We start from the raw sequence: 16,460 nt of genomic DNA, 5'->3' as shown, positions 1-16,460 counted from the left end.
GGCGTGGACACCGCAGCGGCCGTGGCCGCAGCGCGGCGCTCGCGGCGCGAGGATCTGTCGGCCAGCAGGTTGTCCTCGCCCGGGCTCAGCGCGCGCACTTCCACGTTGCCGGTGCCGCGCTGGGTGATGCCAAGGCGCACGGCGGCAGCGTAGCTGAGGTCGATGACCCGGCCATCGTGGAATGGCCCGCGGTCGTTGACCCGCACGACCACCGATTCGCCGTTGTCCAGGTTGGTCACCCGGGCGAAGCTCGGCAGCGGCAGGGTCTTGTGCGCGGCGGTGAAGGCGTACATGTCGTACACCTCGCGGTTGGAGGTGAGCCGGCCATGGAACTTGGCGCCGTAGTAGGAAGCGGTGCCCTTCTCGGCATAGCCGCGGGTGTCGTCCATCACCTTGTACTGCTTGCCGAGCACGGCATACGGCGTCCTGTTGCCGACCGGCGAGCGCGGCAGGTCGACCACCTCCGGCTCGGGAATGCAGGCCACGTTGGGAATGTAGGTGGGCGTGCTGTCGTTGACCCCGGGCTTGTACAGGCCGCCGGCGCGGTAATCGCCGCGCGTGCTGGGGTCTTCCGCCGCCGCCTTGTACGGCGAGCCTTCCGGGCAGTGCGCCGGGCGCCCGCCCCTGCCTGCGCCCTGCACCACGGTGCCGCCGGGCTTGCCCGCGCCAACGCTGGCGGCGGGCGGCTTCTTCGGTGCACTGCTGCAGGCGGCCAACGCCAGGATCAACAGGCCGGGAACCAGCCATCTGCAGTGTGCGAATGCGTTCATGCCGGCGGCAGCTCCTGTCCGACGATGGCCTGGGACAGCTGGTACACCGCCATCGCGTACATTTTGGAAAGGTTGTAGCGGGTGATCGCGTAGTAGTTCTGGAAGCCCAGCCAGTACTGCCGCCCGCCGCTGCCTTCGAGCGTGATCGGGGTCGCGGTCAGCCCGGCCTGTACCGGAACGCTGGGCTGGTAGCCGCGCTGGGCCAGGTCGGACAGGGTCCAGGTCGGGGTCCAGTCGGTCGGGTCGAACGACGCGCGCCCCGGGGCCAGCGTGGCCGGCACCGCCACCGGGCCGCCACGCACCCAGCCGCCCTTCTTGACGAAGTAATTGGCGATGGAGGAGAACACGTCGTCGAAGCTGTTGAACAGGTCGCGGCGACCATCGCCGTTGCCGTCGACGGCGAAATCGAGGTAGCTGGACGGCATGAACTGGCCCATGCCCATCGCGCCGGCGTAGCTTCCCTTGATCGACAGGATGTCCAGCTTTTCATCGCGGGCGAGCGCGAACAGGCGCGCCAGTTCGTCGCGGAAGAACAGCTCGCGGCGGACTTCCCGTTCGAGCTTGGCCGGATCGCCACTGCGCGGGTAGTTGAAGGCCAGCGTGTACAGCGCATCGAGCACGCGGTAGCTGCCGGTGTTGGCGCCGTAGCTGGTTTCGACGCCGATGATTGCCACGATCACTTCGGCCGGCACGCCGGTGCGTTCCTGCACCCGCATCAGTTCATCGCGGTGCTGCGCCAGGAATTTCCGCCCGCCGTCGATCCGCGCCTGGCTGATGAACATCGGCCGGTACTCGTTCCACGGCTTGACCCGCTCGGCCGGGCGCGACATGGCGGCGATGATCGGGTCGCGCACCTGTGCCTGGGCCAGGGTCGCATCGATCTGTGCGGCCGGAATGCCATAGCGTGCGGCGGTGTCGCGTACGAAGTTGGCGCGCGCGATCGCGAACGGCACCGGGGTCAGGTCGACCGGCGGTGCGCTGGCGGCGGCGGCTTCAGGCGCGGCCTCGGCCGGCCCCTTCTGCGCGACCCCCGGTCGGTTGGCCGGTCGGTTGGGCGCATCCGACGCCTGCGGCGGCGGTGACGGGGAGTGCGGCTGGGTCGCGCAGGCGACCAAACCGAGCGTGAGCATGCAGGCCAAAGTGCGTCGGATCATCGCCGCAGATTAGCAGGTCAAAGATGAAATAAAACCCCTAAGACCATGAATCCCAACGATTTGCGTAGACAGGAACACGTTCGTTAAGACGACGTGTAAATCGCGGTTCAAGGTATAGCCGGTCGCGCCCCCATCCCCATGAGCGCGACCGGCGCCACCGACCTGGTCGATACCAGCGCGACGCGCTACTCCCCAGCGCAACGTCGCACCCCCTGTACCCGTTAGGTCAACTACGTCCCGCAGCGCTGGGGCGCGTCATCTTGGCTGACTGCGCAGCTGCTGCGGGTCGCCATTGTGCAGGCCGATTACGACAAGTCCATTGATCGTGATCAAGCGCATTCAGTTCTGTGAGCGGCATCGCACTTTGTTGCCGACATGTTGACGGCACCTGCACCCACGGTGCCGGTTTCGGCATATTCGCATCGTTCTAAACACGCATTTGCGCAAAATCCGGCCGCAACGTCGCCGTTGTTTTGACTAGACATATCGACTAGCGACGGAATGCCGCCGCGCGAGATCACGCGGACAGCCGCCTCAGCTGTAGCCGCCGTGCACCGGGTTGTGGCTGCGCGCCGCCATCACCAGGCCGAACCCGGCCAGCAGCGAAACCGCCGAAGTGCCGCCATAGCTGATCAGGGGCATCGGCACCCCCACCACCGGCAGCAAGCCGGAGATCATGCCGCCGTTGACCAGCACATAGACGAAGAAGGCCAGGCCGGTGGCCCCGGCCAGCAGGCGCGAATACGAGTCGCGCGACTGCGACGCGATCCACAGGCAGCGCCCGATCACCACCAGGTACAGGGCCAGCACGGTGGCCACACCGATCCAGCCAAATTCCTCGCTGAGCACGGAGAAGGCGAAGTCGGTGGTCTGCTCGGGAATGAAGTTCAGGTGCGACTGCGAGCCCTGCCCCCAGCCCTTGCCATCCAGGCCACCGGACCCGATGGCGATCTTGGACTGGATGATGTTCCAGCCGGCCCCCAGCGCGTCGCTTTCGGGGTCCAGGAACATCATGATGCGGTCCTTCTGGTACGGCCGCAGCAGCCAGATCCAGGCCACGGGGGCGGCCGCGGCAACGCCGCCCACCGCTACGCCCACCCACCACCACGGCAGGCCGGCCAGCAGCAGCACGAAGGCGCCGCTGGCCGCGATCAGCACGCCGGTGCCGAAGTCCGGCTGCAGCATCACCAGCCCGGTCGGCACGCCGATGATCACCGCGCTGACCAGCACGGTATTGAAGCGCGGCGGGAGCGGCATGCGGTGCAGGTACCAGGCCACCATCATCGGCAGGCTGACCTTGAGCAGTTCGGCCGGCTGCAGGTAGAACAGTTTCAGGTCCAGCCACTGGCGGCCGTACTTGCCGGTGCCGAGCACGAACACCGCCAGCAGCGGAATCATCGAGATCGCATAGATCAACGGCGTGGCCGAGCGGATGCGCAGGATCGACGCCCGCGAAATCAACCAGAGTGCGACCAGGCCCACGCCGAATCGCGCGGCCTGCGCATAGACCAGACCGTCGCCACCGGCACTCTTGAGCACCGACAGGCCGATCAGCATCAGCGCGCCCAGGGCCAGGCACAGCACCCAGTCCAGGGTGCTGCAGAAACGGACGGCCATGTCGGTCGCCCAGCGCAGGAACACCTTCATCGGGTGCGCTCCGGTGGCGTCGGGGGGGCGGCAGCAGGCGCCAGGGGCGTGCCGGGCACGGGGACGGGCGCCGGGACCGGTTCGGGCACGCCAACCTGCACCGGCACCCCGTCCAGCGCCGCGGCGGCGATGTCGCCGGCCTCGCGCGCGGTGCTGTCGCCTTCGACCGCGGTGATGCCGATCGCGGTGGTACCGCGCGCGCTGTCCAGCGGCTCCATGCCTTCGGGCATCTTGCCCAGCAGCCAGGCGTCGAACAGCTTGCGTGCGATCGGCGCCGCCGCCGAACCGCCGTAACCGCCACCTTCGACCGCAATGGCCAGCGCGATCACCGGGTTCTCGGCCGGGGCAAAGCCCACGAACAGCGAACGGTGCCGCAGGTGCATGGGCAGGCTCTTGGGATTCACCGCAGCCGTACCACGGCGGCTGATCACCTGCGCGGTGCCGGTCTTGCCGGCGATGGTGTACGGCGCGCCGGCCGCGGCGCGGGCGCCGCTGCCGCCGGGGCGCATGGTCCCCATCATGCCTTCGCGCACGGCCTGCAGGTTGCCGGGACTGGGGCTGACCGGCTTGCTGGCGCCGGCCGGCGTGGCCACCCAGTCGGCGTCGAAGCCTTCGCGCTGCTGCATCACCAGGTGCGGGGTGCGCAGCTGGCCGTCGCCGATGCCGCCCACGCCATGCACCAGCTGCAGCGGCGTGACCTTCCAGTCGCCCTGGCCGATGCTGACGTTGACGGTGTCGCCGGGGTACCAACGTTCCTTGCGCGACTTCGCCTTGTTCTGCGGCGACGGCAGGATCCCGCCGATCTCACCGGTCAGGTCGATCCCGGTCGGCTGGCCGAAGCCGTAGTAGCCCATGTAGTGGTCGAACTTCTCGATCCCCATGTCCAGGGCGAGCTTGTAGTAATAGGTGTTGACCGACTGGGTGATCGACTTGCGCAGGTCGGTCCAGCCGTGGCCGCTGCGGTTGGCGTCGCCCCAGCCGCGCGAGGTGCCCGGCAGGTAGAACATGCCGCTGGAGTAGATCCGGTCTTCGGGGCGGCGGGTGCCGCTGTCCAGCCCGGCCAGGCCGATCAGCGGCTTGATCGTCGAACCGGGCGCCACCCCACCCAGCACCAGGCGATTGAACTGCGGGCGCGACGGGTTGTCGTTGAGCGCCTTGAAGTCGGTGTGCGAGATGCCGTTGACGAACAGGTTGGGGTCGTACGACGGCAGGCTGACCATGGCCAGGATCTCGCCGGTACGTGGATCCATCGCCACCGCCGAGCCTTCGAATTCGCCGAACGCGGCGACCATCGCGCGCTGCAGGTCGGCGTCGATGGACAGGCGCAGGTCGCTGCCGGACTGCGCCGGGACGCGGCCGATGGTGCGGATGGCACGGCCCTGCACGTTGGTTTCGACCTGCTCGTAGCCGACCTTGCCGCGCAGCTGCGTCTCGTAATAGCGCTCCAGCCCGGACTTGCCGATGTGGGTCAGCGCGGCATTGCCCTCGCCCAGCATCTCCAGGTCCTTGTCATCGACCCGGCCGACGTAGCCGATGACGTGCGCGAACAGGTCGCCGTAGGGGTAACGCCGGGTCAGGTACGGCTCCAGCTCGACCCCCGGGTAGCGCCAGCGGTCGACCGCGAAGCGCGCCATTTCCTCGTCGGTCACGCGCAGCTTCAGCGTCACCGGCAGGAAACTGCGGCGCGCCTTGCGCGACCTGTTGAAGGTCTCGATGTCTTCCGGGCTGAGGGCCAGGATCTTCGCCAGCCCGGCCAGGGTGGCGTCCATGTCCTTGACCTTGTCCGGGGTGATGTCGAGCCGGAACGCGGGCACGTTCTCGGCCAGCAGGCGCCCGTTGCGGTCGTAGATCATGCCGCGCCCCGGCACCACCGGCCGCGGTTTGATCCGGTTGGCCTCGGAGCGGGTGGCGTAGATGTCGTGGTCGAGCACCTGCAGCTTGAAGTACCAGCCACCCAGGCCGATCAGGCAGACCAGCACGCCCAGGAAGCCCAGCGCGGCGCGGCGCCGGAACTGTTCGGCCTCGGCGTGGGGGTTCTTGGCCTGGCGGCGCACGTACATGTCAGCGCCCGCGTCGTCCGAAGCGGACCGCGTCGAGCAGCACGAACACCAGCGGCCACAGGCCCATGCCCAGCAGCGGCGCCCACCAGTAGGACCAGGGCAGGGTCGGTTCACCGACCGCGATGTGGACCACTGCGCTGACGATGCGGTCGTTGAACAGCAGGCCGCCGATCGCCAGCACCTGCTGCGACATCGGGAAGAAGCGGATGCGCGCGCGGAAGCGCTGCAGGATGAAGGTGAGCATGACCAGCCGCAGCGCCTGTTCGCCCAGCACCCCGCCATACAGCAGGTCGGCGATCACGCCGCAGATGAACGCCACGCCCAGGCCGACCCGGTCGGGCGCTTCGATCACCCAGTACGCCAGCACCAGCGCCAGCCAGTAGGGACGCAGCGGCTGCAGCAGCTCGGGCAACGGCAGCAGGCCCAGCAGCAGCGCCAGCACGATGCTGACCGGGAGCACCCACGGTTTGTCGCGCAGGCGGCTCATCGGGTGGGTTCCGTCGGGGATGGCTGGGGTGCGGGTTGGGCTGCTTGTGGCACGGTTTCCGTGGGCCGACTAACAGTCGGCGCTACCGGTGCGCCAACCGGCGAGGAGCCCCCTTGGTGTTCAAGGGGGCGCGCCAACGGCGCGGGGTTGAGGGGGGATGCCCCCCCGGCAGCCGGATTCGCCGCAGGTGAATCCGGCTGAAGCAGTTCGCGTGCCACAGGCACGCGAATTGCTGCGCCCGGCCTCAACAGCAGCACGTCGCGGCCGCGGTCGAGCTTGGCCGCCGGGTCCAGCTGGCCGACCAGGAAGGCGTGGGTGTCGTCGGGGCGCAGTGCGGTGATTTTGCCGACCGGGAAGCCGGCCGGGAAACGACCGCCCAACCCGGAGGTGACGATCTCATCGCCTACTTCGACGCCGGCGCTGAGCGGAATGTCGCGCAGTTCCAGGGTATCGCCGCGGCCGTAGACGATCAGGCGCACGCCGTTGCGGGCTACGGTGACCGGCACCGCGTGGTCGGGGTCGGTGAGCAGCAGCACGGTGGCGGTGCTGCCGGTGGTGGCGATCACCTGCCCCATCAGCCCGCCGGCGTCGATCACCGCCTGGCCCAGGTGCACGCCGTCGCGGCTGCCGGCGGCCAGCACCAGGCGCTGCTTCACCGGATCCAGGTCGATGTCCAGGATCGGCGCCAGCTGCACGTCCAGCCCGCTGCGCTCGGCCACGTTGAGCAGTTCGCGCAGCTGGGCGTTGTCCAGCGCGGCGGTCTGCAGCCGGGTCAGCCGCGCATTGGCGATCAGCAGCTGGTTGCGCAGTTCGCGGTTCTCATCCACCAGCTGGCCATGGCTGGCCGCGTTGTCTTTGACCTGGGTGCCCAGCCGGCCCGGCAGGCCGGCCAGCGCCCACACCGGCTGCACCAGTACGTTGGCCTGCGCGCGGGCGCGCGCCAGCCAGCCGGCCTGGTCGTCGAGCACGATCAGGGTGATGGCCAGGGCCAGGTAGGCGAGCAGCCGCAGCGGGCTGCTGGCATCGCCCTGGCGGGAGGCTACGGGAGGACCGGCGTAAGGCGGCACGAGGCGTTTCGAGGGTTCAAGGAAGGGGACGACGGGATGCGACAACGCCCCGGCGCTGCGATGCCCCGCGTGGCAGGCACGCAGCGGGCATCACGCCGCAGGGGCGCGTCCACGGAACCGCAACGGTACGACTTACTCCGGCGCAAAGAACTCGTTGCCGTGCATGTCGACCAGCTCCAGCGCCCGGCCGCCACCGCGGGCCACGCAGGTCAACGGGTCGTCGGCCACCTGCACGTGCAGGCCGGTTTCCTCGGAGATCAGGCGGTCCAGGTCGCGCAGCAGGGCGCCGCCACCGGTCAGCACGATGCCGCGTTCGGCGACGTCGGCGCACAGCTCCGGCGGGGTCTGCTCCAGCGCCAGCTTGACCGCGCTGACGATGCCCGACAGCGGCTCGTGCAGTGCTTCAAGCACTTCGTTGGAGTTGATCTTGATCATCTTCGGCACGCCCTCGGCGAGGTTGCGCCCGGAGATTTCCATCTCGATCACTTCCGCCTGCGGGTAGGCGCAGCCCAGCTCGACCTTGATCCGCTCGGCCGTGGCTTCACCGATCAGCATGCCGTGGTTGCGGCGCACGTAGTTGGTGATCGACTCGTCGAACCGGTCGCCGCCGATGCGCACCGAGGCCGAATAGACGATGCCGTTCAGCGAGATCACCGCCACTTCGGTGGTGCCGCCACCGATGTCGATGACCATCGAGCCACGGGCTTCGGTGACCGGCATGCCGGCGCCGATCGCAGCGGCCATCGGCTCTTCGATCAGGAACACGTCACGGGCACCGGCCTCCTCGGCCGATTCCTTGATGGCGCGGCGTTCGACCTGGGTCGAACCGGCCGGCACGCAGACCAGTACGCGCGGGCTCGGGCGCAGGAAGCGCGACTTGTGCACCTTCTTGATGAAGTGCTTGAGCATCGCCTCGGTGTAGGTGAAATCGGCGATGACGCCGTCCTTCATCGGGCGGATGGTGGTGATGTGGCCCGGGGTACGGCCCAGCATCTGCTTGGCCTCGGCGCCGACCGCGGCGACCGAACGGGTGCCGCCGATGGCGCGGTCCTGGCGCACGGCCACGACCGACGGTTCGTTCAGCACGATCCCCTGCCCGCGCACGTAGATGAGGGTATTGGCCGTGCCCAGGTCGATGGACAGGTCATTGGAGAACATGCCACGCAGTTTCTTGAACATCTGGGAGTTGATCCTGAGGGGTGTCGCGCCCAACGCGGGATGGCGAAAAATTGGGCAGAATTCGAGGTCGACAAGCCTAGCAATCCCCCTGTTCGCGAGCAAGGAGAAATGTCCCCCAAACCCAGCCTTGGCGGCCATTCAGCCGAATCCGGACAGCCGGGGTTCTGGCCCTGCGGCGCCGCACCCGTTAACCTTTGCGCCATTGGGCGCCTCCGGGCGCCGTTTCGTTGCCCGCCCGGCGGGCCTCAAACCCCATTCGCATAGGCCTTAATCGATGTCCGCTTTGATCTGTGGTTCTCTTGCCTTCGACACCATCATGGTGTTCCCGGACCAGTTCAAGAATCACATCCTGCCGGACAAGGTGCACATCCTGAACGTGTCGTTCCTGGTGCCGCGCATGCGCCGCGAGTTCGGTGGCTGCGCCGGCAACATCGCCTACAACCTGCACCTGCTGGGTGGCGACCCGATCCCGATGGGCACGGTGGGATCGGATTTCGGCCCGTATCGCGAGTATTTCCAGGGCTTGGGCATCGACCTGAGCCGGGTCAAGGTGATCGACGAACTGTTCACCCCGCAGGCCTTCATCACCACCGACCACGACAACAACCAGATCACCGCCTTCCATCCGGGCGCGATGATGCGCTCCTACGAAAACCACGTGAAGGACGTGCCGGGGGTGACCCTGGGCCTGGTCGGCCCGGACGGCCGTGAGGGCATGATCCAGAACTCGCAGGAGTTCTTCGACGCCGGCGTGCCGTTCATCTTCGATCCGGGCCAGGCGATGCCGCTGTTCAATGGGCCGGAGCTGCGCACCTTCATCGAGCAGGCCGACTACGTGGTGGTCAACGACTACGAGTCCAACCTGCTGCAGGAGCGTACCGGCTGGGACGAAAAGGAAATCGTGAGCCGGGTCAAGGCCTACATCACCACCCGCGGCCCGAAGGGCGCGGTGATCCATACCCCGGAAAAGACCTACGACATCCCGCCGGCGCACGAACGCCGCGTGGTGGATCCGACCGGCTGTGGTGACGCCTTCCGCGCCGGCCTGATCTACGGCATCGAGAAGGGCTACGACTGGCTGACCATCGGCCGCATGGGCAACCTGATGGGTGCGCTGAAGGTCGAGCACCCGGGCACGCAGAACCAGCGGTTCACCTTTGATGAGTTCAACGAGCAGTTCAAACAGCAGTTCGGTTACGCGCTGAGCGCGTAATCGAATCGCTGGTTGAACTGCTCGCCCAGGATTCGCCTTCGGCGAATCCTGGGCCCCGAGGCATTTCACCTATCCCCGCGCCTTCGGCGCGCCCCCTTGACAGAAGGGGGCTGTTGCCCCGGAGGGGTGACCGGCGCCTTCCGTACCGACCAACGGTCGGTACCTACCGGGGCGGGACATCGGTTCGTACGAAACGTGCGATACCGGTAGGTGCCGACCGTTGGTCGGCACGCTGCTTCACCGGGCGATCAATTCCACCAGTTGGGCATCCTGCTGGCGTCCACGCCGCCGGTTTCGAAGACGGCGGTGCGGGTGCCGCCGGCCTTGACCGGGAATTCGATGCTGATGGACTTCGCCTTGCGTGCGAGCTTCCACAGCGCCTTCTGGTCGGTGATGAACATGGCGATGGCCTCGTCGGTCTTCGGGCGCCAGGCAGCCATGTTGATCGGCTTGCCGTCGTCCACGGTGACCTTGACGGTGCACTGCGGGCAGCGGAAATCGCCGGCCTGCAGGACCAGGTAGGCGTGCCGCTTCCATTCGGGATGGTCGCGGAAGATCAGCTGCACCGGCTTGGGCCCGCTGCCGTCCACGTCCACGCGCTCCCTGCTGTAGATCGAGGCCGACACCTGGTTGCCCTTGCTGCCCACCGCCACCTGGTTGTACTGCCACAGGCCCTGCATGCGGCGAAGCTCGCGCGCGGTGTCGGCCTTGGCCTTGACCTCGGCGTAGCCCGGCTCGATGCGCGCGGCCACGTCGGTGTCCTTGTACTGGTCCAGCAGCGACCCACCGTGGATGCGCGCGCGCTCCCAATCCTGCGCGGCCACGGCCATGTCGTACTGCTTGGCTACGCCTTCGGCCTTTGCTTCCTGCTGTGCCTTGGCAGCGGCGGCAGCGGCCTCCTGCGCCCTGCGCTCTTCTTCCGGGTTGCTGCAGGCCGCCAGGGCGAACGCGCAGGCTGCGGCGAGGATCAGTCGTTTCATTGCAGAAGTCCGGTTCGGGTGCGGCTCCGAGTGTACCGGTAGCGCAAACGCAAAAAAAACGGCGGGGTTGCCCCCGCCGCTTCTCATGCATCCTGCGCTGCAACCGCCGTTACGGTGCGGCCGGGCTCGCCTTGTCCAGCATGTCCTGCACCGATGCGGTGGTGATCGGGTGGTAGCTGGGCTTGGCCTTTTCGAATGCCGCCTTGGCGAAGGCCAGGCCTTCCGGGGTCTTCACCAGTTCGGCGTAGATCGGCAGGATCAGCTTGCGACGGCCCACGCGCTCGATGAACGCACCGGCCGCTTCATTGGCTTCGGCATAGCCGCTGCGGATCGCCAGCGGGTACCAGCGCATGGCGATCTCACCGTTGGCGGTACCGGTGAACTTGTACGCACGGTCCAGCGCGGCCAGCTTCTCCACCGGCAGGGTCTTGCCCAGGCCGTCGATGAAGTGCACCCACTCCTGGGTACCCCACTCACCGGTGATCTGCGCGTTCGGCAGGGTGCCGCTGCCCTGCCAGGCAATACGTGCGGTGTCGACGATGCTGAAGCTGCGCGAGCGCGCCTTGGCCGCGAACGCCGGAATGCCCGGCTCTTCCAGCCATGCTTTCAGCTCGGCATCGGTGACGGCGCCGGGCTTCTTGGGCAGCAGGTTCTTCTTCAGGTACTCGACGAACTGGTCGGTGTTGGCGCTCTGGAAGGCGTGGTCATCGAACCAGCCACGCAGGAACGGGTCGAAGATCTCGCGGCCAAAGCGCTGCTCCAGGAACTGCAGGAACCACGAACCCTTGACGTAGGCGACGTTGCTCAGCGCTTCGTCCGGGTCGCGTTCGGTCAGCGGCGGCAGGGCCAGCGCCTGGTCGGCCGGGCTCATGTCCTTGACCTCCGCGAGCAGGTCGTTCTGGTCGATCTCGCGCTCCATCTCGGCCATCTCCTGGCCATACAGCGCTTCGGTGATGCGGCCCTGCACGTAGGTGGTGAAGCCTTCGTTGAGCCAGATGTCCTTCCAGCTCGAGTTGGTCACCAGGTTGCCCGACCAGCTGTGCGCCAGCTCATGGGCGACCAGCGACACCAGGGACTTGTCGCCGACGATCACGGTCGGGGTGGCGAAGGTCAGGCGCGGGTTCTCCATGCCGCCGAACGGGAACGACGGCGGCAGCACCAGCATGTCGTAGCGGCCCCAGCGATACTCGCCGTAGAGCTTCTCGGCCGCACCGATCATCTTCTCGGTGTCTTCGAACTCCTTGGCGGCCTTGCCGACCATGGTCGGTTCGGCCCACACGCCGGAGCGGCCGGAGATCGGTTCGAATACCAGGTCACCGGCGGCGATGGCCAGCAGGTAGGACGGAATCGGCTGCGGCATCTTGAAGGTGTAATCACCGTCACGCGCTGCCTTGGGGTCGTTGTCGGCGCTCATCAGCACCATCACGTCCGGACGCGAGGTCACGTGCGCGCTGTAGGTGAAACGCACGCTCGGCGTGTCCTGCAGCGGCACCCAGGAGCGTGCGTGGATGGCCTGCGACTGGCTGAACATGAAGGGCAGCTGCTTGCCTTCGGTCATCGACGGCTCCAGCCACTGCAGGCCCGAGGCGGTCGGCGCGGTGTGGTAGGTCACCAGGACCTTGCCCGGCTGTTCCGGGGCGTCGATGGTCAGCTTGCTGCCGAACACCTTGTCGGCCGGGGCCAGCGCGAACTGCAGCGGCGCGGTCTTGCCGTCGGCTGCGACGGCTTCGACCTTTTCAATGGTCAGCTCGCGGGTATCGAGCACGAGCTGCTTGGCGGCCTTGTCCTTCCACTCCAGGGTGTAGGTGGCGGTACCGCCGATCTGCCGGCTGTCGAAGTCCAGCTTGAGGTCCAGCGCCAGGTCCTTGATGACGACCTTGTCCGGCTCGGCGTAGGAACTCTCATCGTGGCTGCGGTTGGCGGCTTTCACGGCGTTGTCGGCGCTCGGCTGGGCGGCGGGGGCCGCGGTCGGGGCGGCGGGCTCTTTGGAGCAGCCGGCGGCAAGCGCAACGGCCAGGGGAATCAGCAGGAACGGGGATCGCATGAATCGGGACCGATCAGGGTGAAACCGCCAGTTTACCCCTCCCGGAAGCTGAATACGGAATGCCCCGCCGTAGCGGGGCAGAGCCAGCGGGGCAGAGCCCCGCTCTACACCTTGTAGCCGGAATGGATCGAGACGATCCCGCCGGTCAGGTTCTTGTAGTGGCAGCGGGCGAAGCCGGCCTCACCCATCATGGTCTTCAGCGCTTCCTGCGGCGGGTGCTTGCGGATGCTTTCGGCCAGGTACTGGTAGCTGGCGCCATCGCGGGCGAACAACTGGCCCAGCTTCGGCAGGATCTTGAACGAGTGGAAATCGTAGATCGGCTTGAACCAGTCCGCGGTGACTTCCGAGAACTCCAGCACGCGGGCCTGGCCGCCGACCTTCAGCACGCGGTACATCTCGCGCAGCGCCGCGTCCTTGTCGGTGACGTTGCGCAGCCCGAAGGCGATGGTGACCAGGTCGAAGCTGGCGTCCGGGAACGGCAACGCCTCGGCGTTGAGCTGCACGAAATCCAGGCCGGCGACCACGCCGCGGTTGGTCAGGCGGTCGCGGCCCACGGTCAGCATGCCCGCGTTGATGTCGCCCACCACGACGGTACCCTCGTCACCGACCCGCTCCTTGAGCAGCACCGCGATGTCGCCGGTGCCGCCGGCCAGGTCGAGCACGCTGTCGCCCGGCTTCACCTGCGCGGTGGCCACGTAGTAGCGCTTCCACGCCCGGTGGATGCCCAGGCTCATCAGGTCGTTCATCAGGTCGTAGTTGCGCGCGACCGAGGTGAACACTTCGCCCACCAGCTTCTGCTTGTCCGTGGCGGCAACGTCACGGAAGCCGAAATGGGTGGTGCCAGTCTTGTAGGGGGATTCGCTCATGGCCCCGATTATCGCACCGCTCGCCAGTCTGCGGCACCTTATGATGCCCCCTTCTCCCCCATGGACTGCCCATGCTCATCACCCCCGACTACGCCGCCTTGCTCCAGACCGCCATCGACGAGGCCCGCCAGGGCCTGGCCGAAGGCGGCATCCCCATCGGCGCGGCGCTGTACCACAACGACGGGCGCCTGCTCGGCTGTGGCCACAACCGCCGCGTGCAGGAAGGCGACCCGTCGGTGCACGGCGAAACCGATGCCTTCCGCAAGGCCGGCCGCCAGCGCCGCTACCAGGACACCATCATGGTCACCACCCTGGCCCCTTGCTGGTACTGCAGCGGGCTGGTCCGCCAGTTCAACATCGGCACCGTGGTGGTGGGTGAATCGGTGACCTTCCAGGGCGGCATCGACTGGCTGCGCGAGAACGGCGTGCAGGTCATCGACATGCAGAACCAGGAGTGCATCGACCTGCTGGGCGGATTCATCTCCGCCCACCCCGAGGTCTGGAACGAAGACATCGGCGAGTGATCCGTACCGCACCGTGCGCACCTGTGCACGGTGCGGGCCGAAGGCGTCGCCATCGACCTGCGTGCGCGGGTCGCAGTCATGAACACTTCAGGCGCGAAGGTGGGTGCGCACGCCCGCTGCACATCGCCATGACACCCCATGCACTGGATGTTACGCATCATCAGGGTGTCTTCTTCCCTGTGAATCGACGCGACCATGTCCTCTGTACCACTGTCCATTCCCGCCGTCATCGACGTCGACGCCGAGATCAACTATTGGCGTACCCAGCACACTCTGGGGAAGCTGAAGCTGACCTCGTTCGGGAGTTACGTGCCGTGGGTCAAGTTCGCCTGCAACTCGTTGATCTCGAAGCCGCACGCTGACGACCGCGAGCGCGCCCGGACCTTCAAGGAGCAATTTGACTTCCAGATCCTGCCGCGCCTGTCCGAGGACGAGACGCGCGAGTTCGTCGAGCAGGTCTGGGAACACCTTTACCTGACCAGCCAGCACGACCAGAACGCCCGTCCCCGCCTGACCGCCCGCGCCTGAACGATCGCTGCACGGGGCCTACACGCCGCCCCGGCCCATGATGGGGCAACGCCACTTCGTTCCGGTGCAGATGAAACTCCGCAGCCTCTTCAACCTGGTCGCCAAGAAGGCGTCTTATGCCGCGGGCACCCCATGGACCTTCCTCGGTGCGCTCTGCATCGTGGTCATCTGGGGCCTGAGCGGACCCGTATTCAAATTCAACGACACCTGGCAGCTGGTGATCAACACCGGCACCACCATCATCACCTTCCTGATGGTGTTCCTGATCCAGCACAGCCAGAACGCCGACACCGCCGCCATCCAGATCAAGCTGGATGAGCTGATCCGGGTGACGGCCGAGGCCAACAACGAACTGCTGGACCTGGAAGAACTCGACGAGGAACGACTGGAGGAAATCCGGCGGACCTACGAGGCGATGGCCAGAGAAGCGACGCAGACGCTGCAGCGGCGGCGTGGGGGCGGCTGACCATTCCCTGCATTGCGTGGGGCACGCATGGCGTGTCGCTACGTCGGATCTGCGGATCCGACCGGATCTTCAACGCGCGGCGACTTCGCCCCGCTCGTACCAGCCGCCGCCCAGCACCTTGTACAGCGCCACCTGGTTCGACTGCTGCGCCAGCTGCGTGCTCACCCGCGACTGCCGCGCCGTGTACGCCGTCCGCCGCGCATCCAGCAGCGTGAGGAAGCTGTCCAGGCCGGCGTCGTAGCGTGCCTGCGACAGCCGCTGCGCCTGTTCGGCAGCCGCCACCAGGGCCTGCTGCGAGACCAGCTGGGCGTCCAGGCTTTCGTTGAGCGCCAGCGCGTCGGCCGCCTCGCGGAACCCGGACTGGATCGCCTGTTCATACCGCGCCAGGGCGATATCGCGGTTGGCGTTGGCCACGCCCAGACCGGCGCGCAGTTTGCCACCCTGGAAGATCGGCAGGTTCAGGGTCGGCATGAAACTCCACACCCGCGTGCCGGAATCGAACAACCCCGACAGTTCCGACGACGCCGAACCCACGCTGCCGGTCAGGCTGATCGAGGGGAAGAAGGCCGCGCGCGCCGCGCCGATATTGGCGTTGGCCGCCATCAGCGTGTGTTCGGCGGCCATCACGTCGGGCCGCCGCAGCAGCACGTCGCCGGGCACGCCGCCGGGTATCGCGCGCACGGCAGCGACCGCGGTCGCTTCGCTGTCCGGCAGCAGCGCGTCATCCACCGGTCCACCGGCAAGCAGCACCAGCGCATTGCGGTCCTGCGCCAGCTGCCCTTGGAAACGGGCGACGTCGGTACGCGCGGTTTCGACCAGGGTACGGGTCTGGCTCAGCTCCAGCGCCGACACCCCCCCGAGCCGATGCCGCGCTTCGCTCAGGCGCAGCGAGTCTTTGTAGCTGGACAGCGTAGCCTGGGAGATCTTCAGCTGTTCGCTGTCCGCGCCCAGGGTCAGCCACGCGTTGGCCACTTCGGCCACCAGCGCCAGCTGCGCACTGCGCCGGTTGGCCGCTTCGGCGAAGTACTGCTGCAGGGCGGCCTGGCTGAGGCTGCGCACGCGGCCGAACAGGTCCAGCTCGAATTCGACCACGCCGAGGTTGGCGCTGAACTGTTCGGCGACCGGGACATCGCCACCGCTGCGGGTCATCTGTCCCTGCACCCCCACTGCGGGAACCCGGTCGGCACGCTGGATGCGGTACTGCGCGCGCGCCTTGTCCACGTTCAGCACGGCCACGCGCAGGTCGCGGTTGTTCTGCAGCGACTGTGCGATCACGGCCTGCAGGCGCGGGTCGACGAAGAAGTCGCGCCAGCCGATGTCGGCCACTTCCACCGACGATGCGGTGGCCGTCGTGGCTGGCCATTGCGCCGGGATGGCCGGAGCGACCTCGGTGCTGCGCGGTTCCAGCATGGCGCAGCCGGACAGCAGCAGCGCGGAAAGGGAGAGGAAGAGATGCGTGGGTTTCATTGCAGGGA

At 67.4% G+C, this 16,460-nt stretch carries 15 protein-coding genes; 4 read left to right on the top strand and 11 right to left on the bottom strand.

Translation table 11 applies throughout. The annotated features are described in order from the left end of the window. The 7 genes from RWO33_RS07590 to RWO33_RS07560 all read right to left on the bottom strand — a co-directional run. The coding region (locus tag RWO33_RS07590) for a septal ring lytic transglycosylase RlpA family protein (RefSeq protein WP_314103796.1) at window positions 1–770 on the bottom strand (770 nt) is incomplete at its 3' end. Then, the gene (gene mltB / locus RWO33_RS07585) at window positions 767–1,924 is read right to left on the bottom strand and encodes a lytic murein transglycosylase B (protein ID WP_314103795.1); all 1,158 of its coding nucleotides are present in this window, start codon (window positions 1,922–1,924) and stop codon (window positions 767–769) included. The genes RWO33_RS07590 and mltB, both read right to left, overlap by 4 nt. A 534-nt stretch (window positions 1,925–2,458) precedes the next feature. Next, on the bottom strand, window positions 2,459–3,571 hold the full coding sequence (gene rodA / locus RWO33_RS07580) for a rod shape-determining protein RodA (RefSeq protein ID WP_145479165.1): 1,113 nt from the start codon (window positions 3,569–3,571) through the stop codon (window positions 2,459–2,461). Beyond that, window positions 3,568–5,631, bottom strand: coding sequence for a penicillin-binding protein 2 (gene mrdA / locus RWO33_RS07575; RefSeq protein ID WP_145479164.1), 2,064 nt, complete (start codon window positions 5,629–5,631; stop codon window positions 3,568–3,570). The genes rodA and mrdA overlap by 4 nt, the downstream gene beginning before the upstream one ends. A gap of 1 nt (window position 5,632) precedes the next feature. Then, window positions 5,633–6,118, bottom strand: a complete 486-nt coding sequence (gene mreD / locus RWO33_RS07570) for a rod shape-determining protein MreD (RefSeq protein WP_145479163.1) — start codon at window positions 6,116–6,118, stop codon at window positions 5,633–5,635. Continuing rightward, window positions 6,115–7,185: a rod shape-determining protein MreC gene (gene mreC, locus RWO33_RS07565; protein ID WP_314103790.1), complete on the bottom strand. Its 1,071-nt coding sequence runs from the start codon at window positions 7,183–7,185 to the stop codon at window positions 6,115–6,117. Before mreC ends, mreD begins: the two co-directional genes overlap by 4 nt. A gap of 132 nt (window positions 7,186–7,317) precedes the next feature. Then, window positions 7,318–8,364 carry a rod shape-determining protein gene (locus RWO33_RS07560; protein ID WP_038686189.1) on the bottom strand — a complete coding sequence of 349 codons (1,047 nt, stop codon included), beginning with the start codon at window positions 8,362–8,364 and terminating at the stop codon, window positions 7,318–7,320. A 274-nt stretch (window positions 8,365–8,638) separates the two neighbouring features. Between RWO33_RS07560 and RWO33_RS07555 the strand changes: the two genes are divergently transcribed. Next, window positions 8,639–9,577, top strand: a complete 939-nt coding sequence (locus RWO33_RS07555) for a carbohydrate kinase family protein (protein WP_145479161.1) — start codon at window positions 8,639–8,641, stop codon at window positions 9,575–9,577. A gap of 248 nt (window positions 9,578–9,825) precedes the next feature. Here RWO33_RS07555 and RWO33_RS07550 read toward each other — a convergent pair whose 3' ends face one another. The 3 genes from RWO33_RS07550 to ubiE all read right to left on the bottom strand — a co-directional run bounded on the left by RWO33_RS07550 (window position 9,826) and on the right by ubiE (window position 13,467). Then, window positions 9,826–10,557 carry a hypothetical protein gene (locus RWO33_RS07550; RefSeq protein ID WP_145479160.1) on the bottom strand — a complete coding sequence of 244 codons (732 nt, stop codon included), beginning with the start codon at window positions 10,555–10,557 and terminating at the stop codon, window positions 9,826–9,828. Between the two features lie 109 nt (window positions 10,558–10,666). Beyond that, window positions 10,667–12,601, bottom strand: a complete 1,935-nt coding sequence (locus RWO33_RS07545) for a M1 family metallopeptidase (RefSeq protein WP_145479159.1) — start codon at window positions 12,599–12,601, stop codon at window positions 10,667–10,669. A gap of 104 nt (window positions 12,602–12,705) precedes the next feature. Continuing rightward, window positions 12,706–13,467, bottom strand: coding sequence for a bifunctional demethylmenaquinone methyltransferase/2-methoxy-6-polyprenyl-1,4-benzoquinol methylase UbiE (gene ubiE / locus RWO33_RS07540; RefSeq protein ID WP_145479158.1), 762 nt, complete (start codon window positions 13,465–13,467; stop codon window positions 12,706–12,708). A gap of 71 nt (window positions 13,468–13,538) precedes the next feature. On the opposite strand from ubiE, the gene RWO33_RS07535 reads away from it, so the two are divergent. The 3 genes from RWO33_RS07535 (at window position 13,539) to RWO33_RS07525 (ending at window position 14,985) form a co-directional block, all read left to right on the top strand. Next, on the top strand, window positions 13,539–13,991 hold the full coding sequence (locus RWO33_RS07535) for a nucleoside deaminase (protein WP_314103783.1): 453 nt from the start codon (window positions 13,539–13,541) through the stop codon (window positions 13,989–13,991). Between the two features lie 195 nt (window positions 13,992–14,186). Next, window positions 14,187–14,519 carry a hypothetical protein gene (locus RWO33_RS07530; RefSeq protein WP_314103781.1) on the top strand — a complete coding sequence of 111 codons (333 nt, stop codon included), beginning with the start codon at window positions 14,187–14,189 and terminating at the stop codon, window positions 14,517–14,519. 70 nt (window positions 14,520–14,589) lie between these two features. Beyond that, a complete protein-coding gene (locus RWO33_RS07525; RefSeq protein ID WP_145479155.1) occupies window positions 14,590–14,985 on the top strand; it encodes a low affinity iron permease family protein in 396 nt (131 codons plus the stop codon). 69 nt (window positions 14,986–15,054) lie between these two features. Here RWO33_RS07525 and RWO33_RS07520 read toward each other — a convergent pair whose 3' ends face one another. Beyond that, window positions 15,055–16,452, bottom strand: a complete 1,398-nt coding sequence (locus tag RWO33_RS07520) for an efflux transporter outer membrane subunit (protein WP_314103777.1) — start codon at window positions 16,450–16,452, stop codon at window positions 15,055–15,057. Window positions 16,453–16,460: the final 8 nt, after the last annotated feature.

The organism is uncultured Stenotrophomonas sp., assembly GCF_963519925.1.
GTDB classification, from domain to species: domain Bacteria; phylum Pseudomonadota; class Gammaproteobacteria; order Xanthomonadales; family Xanthomonadaceae; genus Stenotrophomonas; species Stenotrophomonas maltophilia_AE.
Note: the sequence above shows the minus strand (reverse complement) of the source record. Positions and strands in the feature narration are given on the sequence as shown.